This is a genomic window from Streptomyces sp. NPDC048258 (assembly GCF_043201995.1).
Lineage (GTDB): Bacteria > Actinomycetota > Actinomycetes > Streptomycetales > Streptomycetaceae > Streptomyces.
In genome coordinates this window covers 760,007-773,712 of sequence record NZ_JBICZH010000001.1, presented here as the reverse complement: position 1 = coordinate 773,712, position 13,706 = coordinate 760,007, and the positions used below count along the sequence as shown (strand labels likewise).

Annotated in this window: 13 protein-coding genes; 7 read left to right on the top strand and 6 right to left on the bottom strand. The window is 72.2% G+C overall.

Annotated elements, in window-relative coordinates:
* Positions 1 to 13: 13 nt before the first annotated feature.
* Complete coding sequence (nadA, locus tag ACGFYQ_RS03585) at positions 14 to 1,201, top strand: quinolinate synthase NadA (protein WP_393739464.1); 1,188 nt, start codon at positions 14 to 16, stop codon at positions 1,199 to 1,201.
* 111 nt (positions 1,202 to 1,312) lie between these two features.
* Here the strand turns inward: nadA and ACGFYQ_RS03580 are convergent, their stop codons facing one another.
* The 3 genes from ACGFYQ_RS03580 to cobS all read right to left on the bottom strand — a co-directional run bounded on the left by ACGFYQ_RS03580 (position 1,313) and on the right by cobS (position 6,202).
* Complete coding sequence (locus ACGFYQ_RS03580; RefSeq protein ID WP_393739462.1) at positions 1,313 to 4,459, bottom strand: efflux RND transporter permease subunit; 3,147 nt, start codon at positions 4,457 to 4,459, stop codon at positions 1,313 to 1,315.
* Positions 4,460 to 4,605: 146 nt separating this feature from the next.
* Positions 4,606 to 5,343, bottom strand: a complete 738-nt coding sequence (locus ACGFYQ_RS03575) for a response regulator (protein ID WP_393739460.1) — start codon at positions 5,341 to 5,343, stop codon at positions 4,606 to 4,608.
* Positions 5,344 to 5,380: 37 nt separating this feature from the next.
* The gene (gene cobS / locus ACGFYQ_RS03570) at positions 5,381 to 6,202 is read right to left on the bottom strand and encodes an adenosylcobinamide-GDP ribazoletransferase (RefSeq protein ID WP_393739458.1); all 822 of its coding nucleotides are present in this window, start codon (positions 6,200 to 6,202) and stop codon (positions 5,381 to 5,383) included.
* Between the two features lie 78 nt (positions 6,203 to 6,280).
* Here cobS and ACGFYQ_RS03565 point away from each other — a divergent pair, with 78 nt between their 5' ends.
* Positions 6,281 to 7,054, top strand: coding sequence for a hypothetical protein (locus ACGFYQ_RS03565; RefSeq protein WP_393739456.1), 774 nt, complete (start codon positions 6,281 to 6,283; stop codon positions 7,052 to 7,054).
* 83 nt (positions 7,055 to 7,137) lie between these two features.
* Here the strand turns inward: ACGFYQ_RS03565 and ACGFYQ_RS03560 are convergent, their stop codons facing one another.
* Both ACGFYQ_RS03560 and ACGFYQ_RS03555 read right to left on the bottom strand, forming a co-directional pair.
* Entirely contained in the window at positions 7,138 to 7,416 is a 279-nt protein-coding gene (locus tag ACGFYQ_RS03560; RefSeq protein WP_393739454.1) for a hypothetical protein, read from the bottom strand.
* A gap of 13 nt (positions 7,417 to 7,429) precedes the next feature.
* Positions 7,430 to 8,221 (bottom strand): PspA/IM30 family protein, encoded by a 792-nt coding sequence (locus ACGFYQ_RS03555; RefSeq protein WP_393739452.1) that lies wholly within the window; start codon positions 8,219 to 8,221, stop codon positions 7,430 to 7,432.
* Positions 8,222 to 8,538: 317 nt separating this feature from the next.
* Between ACGFYQ_RS03555 and ACGFYQ_RS03550 the strand changes: the two genes are divergently transcribed.
* Both ACGFYQ_RS03550 and ACGFYQ_RS03545 read left to right on the top strand, forming a co-directional pair.
* Complete coding sequence (locus ACGFYQ_RS03550; protein WP_393739450.1) at positions 8,539 to 9,147, top strand: DUF3043 domain-containing protein; 609 nt, start codon at positions 8,539 to 8,541, stop codon at positions 9,145 to 9,147.
* Positions 9,148 to 9,269: 122 nt separating this feature from the next.
* On the top strand, positions 9,270 to 9,977 hold the full coding sequence (locus ACGFYQ_RS03545; RefSeq protein WP_393739448.1) for a class I SAM-dependent methyltransferase: 708 nt from the start codon (positions 9,270 to 9,272) through the stop codon (positions 9,975 to 9,977).
* A 138-nt stretch (positions 9,978 to 10,115) separates the two neighbouring features.
* Here the strand turns inward: ACGFYQ_RS03545 and ACGFYQ_RS03540 are convergent, their stop codons facing one another.
* Positions 10,116 to 10,328, bottom strand: coding sequence for a hypothetical protein (locus ACGFYQ_RS03540; protein ID WP_393739446.1), 213 nt, complete (start codon positions 10,326 to 10,328; stop codon positions 10,116 to 10,118).
* A gap of 104 nt (positions 10,329 to 10,432) precedes the next feature.
* Between ACGFYQ_RS03540 and ACGFYQ_RS03535 the strand changes: the two genes are divergently transcribed.
* From ACGFYQ_RS03535 to cobT, 3 genes are read left to right on the top strand one after another with little or no spacing between them, the layout of a single operon-like run.
* Complete coding sequence (locus tag ACGFYQ_RS03535) at positions 10,433 to 11,638, top strand: bifunctional adenosylcobinamide kinase/adenosylcobinamide-phosphate guanylyltransferase (protein WP_393739444.1); 1,206 nt, start codon at positions 10,433 to 10,435, stop codon at positions 11,636 to 11,638.
* 35 nt (positions 11,639 to 11,673) lie between these two features.
* Entirely contained in the window at positions 11,674 to 12,570 is an 897-nt protein-coding gene (locus ACGFYQ_RS03530; RefSeq protein WP_393739442.1) for a DMT family transporter, read from the top strand.
* 33 nt (positions 12,571 to 12,603) lie between these two features.
* Entirely contained in the window at positions 12,604 to 13,668 is a 1,065-nt protein-coding gene (gene cobT, locus ACGFYQ_RS03525; protein WP_393739440.1) for a nicotinate-nucleotide--dimethylbenzimidazole phosphoribosyltransferase, read from the top strand.
* Positions 13,669 to 13,706: the final 38 nt, after the last annotated feature.

Genomic DNA, 13,706 nt, shown 5'->3' with positions numbered 1-13,706 from the left:
CAGAACAGAAAGGGTGCGTGTCGTGACCACCGCCCAGCCTTTGGACGTCCAGCCGACGCCCCTTGCCCTGCTGCTGCTCGGCCGTGAGGCCGACCCCAAGAGCGAGCGCGGGGTGGAGTGCCCCGGCGACCTGCCCTCGCCGTCGGACCCGGACCTCGTGGCACGTGCCCGCGCGGCCAAGGAGAAGCTCGGGGACAAGGTCTTCATCCTCGGCCACCACTACCAGCGTGACGAGGTCATCGAGTTCGCCGACGTCACCGGCGACTCGTTCAAGCTGGCCAAGGACGCGGCCGCCAAGCCGGAGGCCGAGTACATCGTCTTCTGCGGCGTGCACTTCATGGCCGAGTCCGCGGACATCCTGACCTCGGACGACCAGAAGGTGGTCCTGCCGGACCTGGCCGCCGGCTGCTCGATGGCCGACATGGCCACCGCCGAGCAGGTCGCGGAGTGCTGGGACGTGCTGACCGAGGCCGGGGTCGCCGGTGCGACCGTCCCCGTCTCGTACATGAACTCCTCCGCCGACATCAAGGCCTTCACCGGCAAGCACGGCGGCACGATCTGTACGTCGTCCAACGCGAAGAAGGCCCTGGAGTGGGCCTTCGAGCAGGGCGAGAAGGTGCTCTTCCTCCCGGACCAGCACCTGGGCCGCAACACCGCCGTCCGCGACATGGGCATGTCCCTGGACGACTGCGTGCTCTACAACCCGCACAAGCCGAACGGCGGCCTGACCGTCGAGCAGCTGCGGAACGCCAAGATGATCCTGTGGCGAGGGCACTGCTCGGTCCACGGCCGGTTCTCGGTCGACTCGGTCAACGACGTCCGCGCCCGCATCCCCGGCGTGAACGTCCTGGTGCACCCCGAGTGCAAGCACGAGGTCGTCGCGGCCGCGGACTACGTCGGCTCGACGGAGTACATCATCAAGGCGCTGGAGGCGGCCCCGGCCGGCTCCAAGTGGGCCATCGGCACCGAGCTGAACCTGGTCCGCCGCCTGGCGAACCGTTTCGCCGCGGAGGACAAGGAGGTCGTCTTCCTCGACAAGACGGTCTGCTTCTGCTCGACGATGAACCGCATCGACCTCCCCCACCTGGTGTGGACCCTGGAGTCCCTGGCCGAGGGCACCCTCGTCAACCAGATCCAGGTCGACAAGGAGACGGAGAGCTTCGCGAAGCTCGCCCTGGAGCGGATGCTCGCGCTGCCGTAGTCCCCGCTCCCCCACCGCGTGACGCCCGAAGGGCCGCCCTCCCCACAGGAGGGCGGCCCTTCGGCCTTCGTGCACGCGGTCCGGCGGTCCTCCGGTCCCGCTGTCCCGCGGTCAGACGCGAGCCGGCGACTCGTCCTCGTCCGAGGACTCCTGCGGGGCAGGCACCACCGTCAGGCGGGCCTCGCGCTTGGCCGAGCGCTTGGCGCGCCGGCGCTCCTTGCGGAGTTCCACCATCGTGTAGAGGGTCGGCACCAGGAGCAGGGTCAGCAGGGTGGAGCTGACCAGGCCGCCGATCACCACGACCGCGAGCGGCTGGGAGATGAAGCCGCCCTCCCCGGTGACGCCCAGCGCCATCGGGAGCAGCGCGAAGATCGTCGCCAGGGCCGTCATGAGGATCGGGCGCAGTCGGTGCCTGCCGCCCTCGACGACGGCTTCGACCACGCCGAGGCCCTGGGCCCGGTACTGGTTGACCAGGTCGATCAGGACGATCGCGTTGGTCACGACGATGCCGATGAGCATCAGCATGCCGATCATCGCCGGGACGCCCATCGGGGTGCCGGTGGCGATCAGCAGGCCGAGCGCGCCGGTCGCCGCGAACGGGATGGAGACCAGCAGGATCAGCGGCTGGACCAGCGAGCGGAACGTCGCGACCAGCAGCATGAACACGATCGCGATGGCCGCGAGCATGGCGAGGGCGAGCGAGCCGAAGGCCTCGTCCTGGTCCTCCGAGACGCCGCCGATGGAGGCCGTGGCGCCCTCCGGCAGGTCCAGGGCCTTGAGCTTGGTCTGGAGCTCGGCACTGACCGCGCCGGTGTTGTCGCCCACCGGCTTCGCGGTGACGGTGGCGGCGCGGGCGCCGTCGATCCGGGTCATCGCGACCGGGCCGGGGACCACCTTGACCTCGGCGATGTCACCGAGCTTGAGCGGGCCGACCGGCAGGGCCTGCAGCTCGGCCAGGGTGGTGGCCGGCTGCGCGGACTTGATGACGATGTCCCGCTCGGTGTTGTCCAGTACGGCCTTGCCCGCCGGGTTGCCCCGTACGGCCTGCGCGACGAGTCCGCCGAGCGCGGCCTGGTTCAGGCCCGCGTCCGCGGCCTTGGGGGTGGCGGTCACCGAGATCCGCGGCACGGACTGGGACAGGTCGCTCTGGACGTCGGTGACGTTCTTCAGCGTGGCCACTTCGGCCCGCACCTGCTCGGCGGCCTTGGCGAGGACCTCGCCGTCACCGGCCTTGACGACCACGCTGAGGTTCTGGCTGCCGAAGCCGTCGCCCGCCGCGATGCGGGTCTCGCCGATGCCGTCGAGCGCGGCCAGCTTGCCCTCGATCTGCTTCTTGACGCTCTCGGCCTTGCCGGAGTCCTTCAGAGTGACCTGGTACGAGGCCTGGTTGGAGCCCGTACCGCCGCCGAAGGCCGCGAGGAAGCCGGAGGAGCCGACGGTGACCTGGTAGCTCTTGACGCCGTCGACCTGGGCCAGCGCGCCCTCGACCTTGCGGCTCGCCTCGTCGGAGGCGGCCAGCGAGGTGCCGGGGGCCAGTTCCTGCTTGATGGTCAGGACGTCCTGCTCGCCCTGGTCGAAGAAGTTGGTCTTCAGCAGCGGGGTCATCCCGAAGGTGCCGACGAGGACGACGACCGCGATGGCCACGCTGGTCAGGCGGCGCCGGGTGGCGAAGCCCAGGACGCGGACGTACAGCTTCTGGAGGCGGCTGCGCGCCTCCTTCTCCTCGGCCTCGCGCCGCGCCTTGGCGGCGCTCGCGGCGTCCCCGGCCGTCACGCCCTTCGGGGCGCTCATGAACCAGTACGAGAGCACCGGCACGACGGTGAGCGAGACGAGCAGCGAGGCCAGCAGGGACGCGGTGACGGTCAGCGAGAAGGAGCCGAAGAGCTCGCCGATCATGCCGCCGACGAGGCCGATCGGCAGGAAGACGGCGACGGTGGTGAGCGTGGAGGAGGTGACCGCGCCGGCCACCTCCTTGACGGCGGTGAGGATGGCCTGTTCGCGCTCCTCGCCGTAACCGAGGTGGCGCTTGATGTTCTCCAGGACCACGATCGAGTCGTCGACGACGCGGCCGATGGCGATGGTGAGCGCGCCCAGCGTCAGCATGTTGAGCGACAGGTCGCGGGTCCAGAGCACGATGAGCGCGAGGACGACGGACAGCGGGATGGAGACCGCGGTGACCAGCGTCGAGCGCAGCGAGCCCAGGAAGACCAGGATCACGATCACCGCGAAGAGCAGGCCGAGCAGGCCCTCGGTGGTGAGGCTGGAGATGGACTTGGCGACGGCCGGGCCCTGGTCGCTGACGACGGTCAGGTCCGCGCCGGAGCCGAGCGTGGAACGCAGCTCGGGGAGCTTGTCCTTGACGGCGTCCGAGATGGCGACGGCGCTGCCGTCCTTGTCCATGGTGAGGACGAGGGCGAGGCTGGGCTTGCCGTTGGTACGGGTGATGGAGACGGCCTTGGCGGCCTCCTGCTTCACCGTGGCCACGTCGCCGAGCCGGACGGCCGGCCTGCCCGGGCCGGGGCTCAGGCGCAGGTCCTCCACCTGGGCGAGCGAGGTGTAGCCGGCGCCGACGCGGACGGTCCGGTTCTTGCCCTCCTCGTCGAAGGAGCCGGCGGGCACGGTCGCGCCGCCCGCCTGGAGGCCCTGGGCGAGGGCGGCGCCGTCGAGGCCGGCGGCCGCGAGCTTGGCGTTGTCGGGGGTGACGGTGACCTGGAGGTCCTGGACGCCGTCGACGGTGACCTGGCCGACGCCCTCGATGTCCGAGAGGACGGGGACGACGGAACGTTCCAGCTGGTCCGCGAGGGCCTGCTGGTCCTTGTCGGAGGTGACGGCGAGGATGACCGTCGGGATGTCGTCGGTGGAACCGGCCACCACCTGCGGATCCACCTCGGCGGGCAGCCGGACGCGGGCCCGGTTGACGGCCTGCTGGACGTCGGCGACGAGCTGCTTGGTGCCGCTGTCGCCGTAGTCGAAGGTGGCCATGATGAGGGCGTTGCCCTCGCTGGCGGTGGAGGTGATGCCGGTGATGCCGTCGACGCCCTTGAGCGTGGCCTCGATCGGTTCGACGACCTGCTTCTCCACCACGTCGGGCGAGGCGCCCTGGTACGGCGCGAGCACGGACACCATCGGCAGTTCGATGGAGGGCAGCAGCTGCTGCTTGAGCTGCGGGATGGCTATGGCGCCGAAGAGGAGCGCGACGATCGACACGAGGCCGATCAACGCCCTTTGGGCAAGGCTGAAGCGGGACAGCCAGGACATGGGTATGAGATCTCTCTGCAGTGGCGAACGCGAGGGCCTTTCCAGCCTTTCGTACGCCGCGGCGCCGTTGCGTCGCTCGCAGGTCCCGTCCTTATGTGCGGCATACCGCGTCCGCAGTACGCCGCACTACTCCGTACTGCCGCGCGCTACTCCGCGCGCGGCCGGACCAGTCCCGATTCGTAGGCAATGACCACCAATTGGGCCCGGTCGCGGGCGCCGAGCTTGGCCATGGCCCGGTTCACGTGGGTCTTGACGGTGAGCGGGCTGACCTCCAGCCGTCCGGCGATCCCGTCGTTGGACAGCCCCGCCGCGACGTGTACGAGGACCTCGCGCTCCCGGACGGTCAGCGCGGCGAGCCGCTGCGCGTGCGATCCGGCGGTGGCCGCGGCGGCGGCCGGGTCCGCGCCGCCGCCCTGGGCGAGGAAGGTGGCGATGAGCCCCTTGGTGGCGGCCGGGGAGAGCAGGGCCTCGCCCGCGTGCGCGACACGGATGGCGTTGAGGAGGTCCTCGGGCTCGGCGCCCTTGCCGAGGAAGCCGGAGGCGCCGGCCCGCAGGGCGGCGGCGACGTACTCGTCGACCTCGAAGGTCGTCAGCATCACCACGCGCACGGCGGCGAGTTCCGGATCGCCGCTGATCATGCGGGTGGCGGCGAGCCCGTCGGTGCCGGGCATCCGGATGTCCATGAGTACGACGTCGGCGCGCGTCTGCCGGGCGAGCGCGTAGGCCTGCGCCCCGTCGGAGGCCTCCCCGACGACCTGCATGTCGGGTTCGGAGTCCACGAGCACCTTGAAGGCGCTGCGCAGCAGGGCCTGGTCGTCGGCGAGCAGGACCTTGATCGGCGCGCTGGGCGCGGCGGGGGTCGGGTCCGTCGGAGTGTGGTCCACGGGGTGAGAGTACGTGGGCCCGTGCCGCCGGGCCGGGTCAGCCCAGGGCGAGGACGATCAGCGCGGTGGTCGCCGCGACCTCGGCCAGGGCGCCGAAGACGTCGCCGGTGACCCCGTCGAAGCGGCGTACGCAGCGGCGCAGCAGCAGTTCGGCGGCGAGCAGGGCGGCCAGGACCGCGGCGGCGTGCAAGGCGGCTTCGGGCAGGCCGAGCGGGAGGGCGGCGGCTGCCGCCAGGACCACGGTCAGCGCCGCGATCGCGGCGGCCGCGGCGCGCGGGACCACCCCGGCGACCGCCGCGCCGAGCCCCTCGGGGCGGGCGGGCGGAACGCCCTGGCGGGAGGCGAGGGTCATGGCGAGGCGGGCGGTCACGGCGGCGGTCACGGCGGCGAGGGCGCCGCGGATCCAGCTGTCGGCGTACACGTCGGACAGGGCGGCCACCTGCACCAGCATCATGATCACCAGGGTCACGACGCCGAAGGGGCCGATGTCGGACTGCTTCATGATGCGCAGCGCGTCCTCGGCCGGTTTGGCGCTGCCCAGGCCGTCCGCCGTGTCCGCGAGCCCGTCCAGGTGCAGCCCCCGGGTCAGCGCGGCCGGTACGGCGACGGTGACGGCCGCGGCGAGCAGCGGGCCCCCGCCGAGTACGAGCAGCAGCACCCCGGGCACGGTGGCGAGCAGGCCGACCACCAGCCCGGCGAGCGGGGCGCAGGCCATGCCGGTGCGGGCTGCGGGGCGGTCCCAGCGGGTGATGCGGGCGGGCAGCACGGTCAGGGTGCCGAACGCGAAGCGGACACCGTCGAGGAACGAGGCGCGTTCCGGGGGCGGTGTCAGGAGCGGATCGTCGAACGAATCTTTCATCGGCGCGAACGCTACCCGCTCACCACGGGCACCACGGGCGGTAAATTACCCCATACGTTCCAAACAGGGAGCAGCGGGATGGGTCACTGGTGGTATCGGAACATCATCGAACCGGGGAAGCTGCCGCTGCTGCTCGCCCTGCTCTCGTTCGTGACGTCGTTCCTGGTCACCCGCGTGATCACCCGCATGATCCGGGCCGGGCGGGGGCCCTTCAAGAACATCACGCCCGGCGGCATGCACATCCACCACGTGGTGCCCGGGGTGATCCTGGTGATCATCGGCGGTTTCGGGGCGGTCGGCAGCGGCCGGTACAGCTTCGGCGCGCTGGTCTCCGCCGTGATCTTCGGGCTGGGCGCGGGCCTGGTGCTGGACGAGTTCGCGCTGATCCTGCACCTCGACGACGTCTACTGGAGCGAGCAGGGCCGCAAGAGCGTGGAGATCGTGGTCCTGACGGCCGCGCTGGTGGCCCTGGTCCTGGGCGGGTTCCTGCCCTTCGGGGTGAACGAACTGACGCCCGACGAGCGGCAGAGCCGCGGACTGGTCGTCATGAACACCGCCACCAACTTCTTCCTCGCCCTGATCGCCCTGTGGAAGGGCAAGGCGCGGACCGCGATCTTCGGCACGGTCGTCCCCCTCGTGGCGCTGATCGGCGCGATCCGGCTGGCCCGGCCCGGGTCCCCGTATGCGAAGAGGTTCTACGCGAAACGCCCGCGCGCCCGGGCCAAGGCCGGGCTGCGGGCCTTCCACCACGACCGGCGCTGGGCGCGGCCGCGCCGCAAGTTCGAGAACTTCATCGGCGGAACCCCCGACCCGGAGCGGGCGGCGGCGGTGGAAAATCCGCCCGGGCAGTGAACCGGGCAGTGAATACGCGGTACGACGACGGGCCCGCCCCCGGGAAAAAGGGGCGGGCCCGTCGTCGTACCGTGCTCAGCCGGTCAGCCCGGGATCAGGCCGCCGTCGCTGAGCATCTCCTTGACCTCGTCGAGGGTCGCGTCCGGGGCGGGCAGGATCAGCTCGGACGGCTCCAGCGCGTCGTCGGGCAGCGGCTCGCCGAGCCGCCGTACAGCTTCGAGCAGTGCGCCCAGCGTGCGCCGGAAGCCTTCCTCGTCGCCGCTCTCCATCTCCGCGAGCAGTTCGTCGTCCAGCTTGTTGAGCTCGGTGAGGTGCTCGTCGCCGAGCTTCACCTGGCCTTCCCCCATGATGCGGACAATCATGACGGACCCCGTCCTACTGCTTGTCGAAGCGGTGCTGGGTCTGGGGCTGCTGGCCGGTGCCCGGGGCGCCGCCCTCGATGGACTGCTGCTGCGCGGACGGGCCGCCCGCCAGCTCGGCCTTCATCCGCTGGAGCTCCAGCTCCACGTCCGTACCGCCCGACAGGCGGTCCAGCTCGGTCTGGATGTCGTCCCTCGCCAGCCCGGACTGGTCGTCCAGGGCCCCGGAGGCCAGCAGCTCGTCGATCGCGCCGGCGCGGGCCTGGAGCTGGGCGGTCTTGTCCTCGGCCCGCTGGATGGCCAGGCCGACGTCGCTCATCTCCTCGGAGATGCCGGAGAAGGACTCCGCGATGCGGGTCTGCGCCTGCGCCGCGGTGTAGGTGGCCTTGATGGTCTCCTTCTTTGTCCGGAAGGCGTCCACCTTGGCCTGAAGGCGCTGCGCGGCGAGGGTCAGCTTCTCCTCCTCGCCCTGCAGGGTCTGGTGCTGCACCTCCAGGTCGCTGACCTGCTGCTGGAGCGAGGCGCGGCGGGACAGGGCCTCGCGGGCCAGGTCCTCGCGGCCCAGGGCGAGGGCCTTGCGGCCCTGGTCCTCCAGCTTGGCGGACTGCCCCTGGAGCTGGTTGAGCTGCAGTTCCAGGCGCTTGCGGGAGGTCGCCACATCGGCGACTCCGCGGCGCACCTTCTGAAGCAGCTCGAGCTGCTTCTGGTACGAGTAGTCAAGGGTCTCGCGCGGGTCCTCGGCCCGGTCCAGGGCCTTGTTCGCCTTCGCGCGGAAGATCATCCCCATACGCTTCATGACACCGCTCATGGGCTTCGCGCGCCCCCTTCTAGACGGACTTCGCTCCAGGACACCAACAGTTGCGATCCTCGATCACTCGAGTGATCGCCGTAGAACCCACAGTACGGGCCCTGTCTCCATTACCGCACTGTTCGAGTACGGATGCGCTCCTCCTCCAGGACGACTGCGTCCCCGCCGTATCAGGCGTGAGGAGTAGGTGAGCCCCCCGACCGGTACGGCCCGGTGCCGGGAGCGCGCCCCCGGCACGAACCTTGCACTGGGAAGACGCCCGCCGTTGCCGGATCGTTCCCCGCCGGGGTGGGGCCCATGCCCGCAACCACGTAGGCTTGGGTTTTGTGTTTGGTAGCCGCTCCTCCAAGGAAGAGAAGGCCGCCGCCACCGACAAGGTGAGCGCCGACCTCTCGCAGCCCCGTGACCCGCAGGCCCCGAAGGGCCGCCCTACGCCGAAGCGTGCTGTGGCCCAGTCGCAGCGCAAGGCCGTGGTGGCCTCGACCGGCAACCGCAAGGAGGATGCCAAGCGAGCCCGAGAGCGCCGTCGCACAGAGATGGCCAAGCAGCGCGAAGCGCTGGCCAGCGGCGACGAGCGTTATCTGCCCGCGCGTGACAAGGGCCCCGTCCGCAAGTTCGTCCGCGACTACGTGGACTCCCGCTTCTCGGTCGCCGAGATGTTCCTGCCCCTGGCAGTGATCATCCTGGTGCTCAGCATGGTGCGGCAGCCGCAGATCCAGAACATCGCGCTGCTGCTGTGGCTCGGCGTGATCGCTCTGATCATCCTCGACTCCATCGGCCTGGTGTTCCGCCTCCGCAAGGCGCTGGGCGAGCGCTTCGCGAACGAGCCCCGCCGCGGCGCCGTCGCGTACGGCCTCATGCGCACCCTCCAGATGCGCCGGCTGCGCCTGCCGAAGCCGCAGGTCAAGCGCGGGGAACGGCCCTGAGCGGAGGGACGCCCGGAGCATCGGGGGCGTCGGGGGAAGGTTTCTCCTGGGGAGGCCCGGGGGGAGCCCGCCTGTGGCTGGAGGGCCTGGGCGGACTGCGCAACGCCGTCCGCCAGGAACTCGTGGGCCGGCAGGTCGACGAGCAGATCGCGCACCGCTTCCCCGTGGGGCAGCGGCTGCGCGTCCTCGACGTCGGCATGGGCCAGGGCACCCAGGCGCTGCGCCTCGCCCGCGCCGGGCACAAGGTGACGGGTCTGGAGAAGGACCCGGGAATGCTGGCCGTCGCCCGTGAGGCGCTGGACGCGGAACCCGCCGGGATCCGCGACCGGGTCCGGCTCATGGAGGGCGACGGCCGCGAGACCGGCGCCCACTTCCTGCCGGGCAGCTTCGACGTCGTGCTGTGCCACGGGGTGCTGATGTACGTACCCGAGCCGGACGCCATGCTCGCCGGGCTCGCCCGCATGCTGGCGCCCGGCGGACTGCTGTCCCTGCTGGTGCGCAACGGCGACGCGCTCGCCATGCGGCCGGGGCTGAGCGGTGACTGGGACGGCACGCTGGCCGCCTTCGACGGCGTCGAGTACACGAACCGGCTGGGCCTGGACGTACGGGCCGACCGGCTGGCCGGACTGACGGCCACGCTGAACGGCATCGGGGCGCCGCTGGGTGCCTGGTACGGCGTACGCGTCTTCACGGACGGCACCGAGGCCGGCGAGAGCCTGCCGCCCGAGGACGAGCTGGAGCGGCTGCTGGCCGCGGAGGAACGCGCCGGGCGGACCGACCCCTACCGGGGTGTGGCCGCGTTGCTGCACCTCTGTGGGGTGCGGGGCTGACCCCCGCTGCGCGGGGCGTTTGCGGGGGCTCCGCCCCCACACCCTCCCCCAGACTCCGTCCGGGGGGACCCCCAGCGCCTCAAACGCCGGCGGGGCTGGATTCGCCCTGCGGGCAAACCAGCCCCGCCGTTGGAAGCCTCAGGCCCCCAGGGCCTCGCGCAGGCTCATCGTGTAGAGCTCGGTCCCGGCGTCGTCGGACAGCTTGACCTGCTCGACGCCGCCTTCCAGCAGGTCCTTCCAGTACTCACCGATCCAGGACTCCGCGTCCCCCTGCGTGGTGAACTCCTCCGGTACCACCGACGGGCTCGTCTCGGTGCCTTCGGCCGTCTCGAACCGCCACGTCCACGCCATGTCCGCCTCCGTTGCTCGTCCGCTGCTCGCACGCTGCTCACCTTGAGTCTGCCCGCAGAGTAACCGGGCGCGCAGCAGTCTCGGCGACGCGGGAGGATCATCCTGTGGAACTCACTCTGCTCGGCACCGGCACACCCGAGGGCCTGCCCCGCCCCGGCTGTCCCTGTGCGGCCTGCGCGGTCTCCGTCGGCATGCGGTCGCGTGCCGCCACGGCCGTCCTCGTCGACGGGGCACTGCTGCTCGACCTGACCCCCGGGGCGGTGCTGGCCGGCGCCCGGGCCGGGCATTCGCTGGCCGGCGTACGGCAGGTCCTGCTCACCCACCCGCACGACGGGCCCGCCATGGAGCTGCCGCCCGGGCTGCCGGCCGCGGGGCGGGTGCCGGACGGGCGGGAGCTCTCGGTGATCTCCGGGCACCGGGTACGGGCCGTGCCGATGGACGCACCGGGCACCGGGTACGAGGTGACCGGCCCGGACGGCGGCCGGCTGCTGTACCTGCCGCCCGGCGGCGCCCCGGCCGGAACCAACGGCAGGACGGGCCTGCGTCCGTACGACATGGTCCTCGCCGACGTGCTGGGACGGCCCGAGGCCCTCGCCCGGCTACGGGCGAGCGGCGCGGTGGGCCCGGCCACGGACGTGATCGCCGTCCACCTCGACCACGACACCCCGCCGGGCCGGGAGCTGGAGCGCCGGTGCGCGGCCGCCGGGGCCCGGGCGGTGCCTGACGGGACCACCGTGATCGTCGGGGAGTACCACGCGGTACCGGACCTGCCGCGCCGGACGCTGGTTCTCGGCGGGGCCCGCTCCGGCAAGTCCTTCGAGGCGGAGCGGCGGCTGGAGTCCTTCCCCGAGGTGGTCTACGTGGCCACCGGCGGCACCCGCGACGGTGACGCCGAGTGGGCGCAGCGGGTGGGCCTGCACCGGGAGCGCAGGCCGGCGAGCTGGCGGACGCTGGAGACCTGCGAACTGGTCCCGCTGCTCGCCGAGGGAGGACCGCCGCTGCTCATCGACTGTCTGGCGCTGTGGCTGACGGACGCGATGGACCGGGCCGGCGCCTGGGACGACGCGGTGTGGGCCAAGGGCGGGCAGCACCAGCTGCGCGACCGGGCCGCCGAGCTGGTGGCGGCGCTGCGCGCGACCCGTCGCCGGGTGGTGCTGGTCAGCAACGAGGTGGGCTCGGGGATCGTCCCCGCGACGGCCTCGGGCCGCCGCTTCCGCGACGAGCTGGGCCGCCTCAACACCGCGGTGGCCGGGGAGTGCGAGCAGGTGCTGCTGGTCGTCGCGGGGCAGGCGCTCGTACTCAAGGAATAGCCGAGGAACAGCCGAGGAACAGCCGGGGTGATCCCGTGAAGCCCTCACGTACCGCCGGAGAGAGAACCGGTCTCGCCGCCTTCGCCGGGTGCTGCCTGCTGGGCGGCGGCAACGCGGTGGGGGTGAGGTTCAGCAACCGCGAACTCGACCCGCTGTGGGGCGCGTCGGTGCGGTTCGGGGCGGCCGCGGTGGTGCTGCTGGCCGTCATGGCCGTCATGCGCCTCGCGCTGCCGCGCGGGCGGGCGCTGGCCGGCGCCGTGCTGTACGGGGTCCTCAACTTCGGGGTGACCTTCGCGCTGGCCTACTACGCGCTGGTCCGCGTCCACGCGGGGCTGGGTCAGACGCTGCTGGCCCTGGTTCCGCTGGTGGCGCTGCTGCTGGTGGTGGCGCAGCGTCAGGAACCCTTCCGGAAGTCCGCGCTGCTGGGCACGCTCGTCGCGGCCGCCGGGGTGGCGCTGGCCTCGCGGACTCCGCTGCAGGGCGATGTGCCGGTGCTGTCCCTGCTGGCGGTCCTGGGCGCCGTACTGTCCTTCGCCGAGGCGACCGTGCTCGTGCACCGCCTGCCGCCGGTCCACCCGGTGACGATGAACGCGGTGGGCATGACGGCCGCGACGGTGGTGCTGCTCGCCGGCTCCTTCGTCGCCGGGGACACGTGGAGGCTGCCGGAGCGGACGGCGACCTGGTGGGCGCTGGCCTACATGGTCGTGGCGGGCTCGGTGCTGACGTTCGTCTTCTATCTGGTGGTGGTGCGCCACTGGGGCGCGTCCCGCGCGGCGTACGTCTTCGTCGTCATCCCGGTGGTCACGATCGTGCTGTCGGCATGGCGCGACGACGAGCAGCTGACGGTGGGTCTGCTGCTGGGCGCGCCCCTCGTCATGGCGGGCGTCTACACCGGGGCCCTGAGGCCCGGCCGGCACCGGGACACCCCCTGAGGGGAGGGCCTCACCGGCTGTACTCTCTGGCAGATGAGCACGCTGAATCTCGACGACTTCTCCGATCTGATCGAGCGCCCCGACGGGGGCGTCCGGCGTGATGCCGAGGAACGCCGTGAACGGCTGGCCGTACCGCCCGGCGCGCTGGGCCGGCTCGACGAGCTCGCCGAGTGGCTCGCCGCCGCTCAGGGGCAGGTGCCGGTCAAGCCGATCGAGCGCCCCCGCGTGGTGCTGTTCGCCGCCGACCACGGGATCGCCGCCGAGGGCGTCTCCGCCCGGGCCGCCTCCTCCGCCCACGAGCTGGTGCGGGCCGTGCTCGACGGGGCCAGCCCCGTCTCGATCCTCGCCGGGCGGCTCGGGGCCACCGTGCGGATCGTCGACGCCGGGCTCGACTGCGACCCCGCGCTGCTCCCCGAGGACGTGGTCAGGCACCGCGTCCGGCGCGGCAGCGGGCGGATCGACGTGGAGGACGCGCTCACCGTCGAGGAGGCCCGGGCGGCCCTGGAGCTCGGGATCCGGATCGCCGACGAGGAGGCGGACTCCGGTACGGACCTGGTCGTCCTCGGCGATCTCAGCGTCGGCGGCACCACGGTGGCCGCCACCCTCGTCGCCGCCCTGTGCGGAACCGACGCCTCCGTGGTCACCGGCCGCGGCGGCCTGCCCATCGACGACCTGGCCTGGATGCGCAAGTGCGCCGCGATCCGCGACGCGCTGCGCCGGGCCCGGCCGGTCCTCGGCGACCAGGTCGCGCTGCTGGCCGCGGTCGGCGGCGCCGACCTGGCCGCCATCACCGGTTTCCTGCTCCAGTGCGCGGTGCGCCGTACGCCGGTCATCCTCGACGGCGTCGTCTCGGCGGCCTGCGGTCTGGTCGCCCAGCGGGCCGCGTTCCGCGCTCCCGACTGGTGGCTGGCCGGTCAGGCGAGCGGCGAGCCCGGCCAGGCGAAGGCCCTGGACCGGATGGCGCTCAACCCTGTGCTCGACCACGGCGTCACAGTGGGCGAAGGTACCGGGGCATTGCTGGCACTCCCCCTGGTCCAGGCCGCCGCCGCACTCGCGGCGGAACTCCCTGAACCGGCGGCGCAGGAGCCGACGGAGTGAGCCACCGGGGCCCGCGGTCCTGACCAGTCCGCGAACCC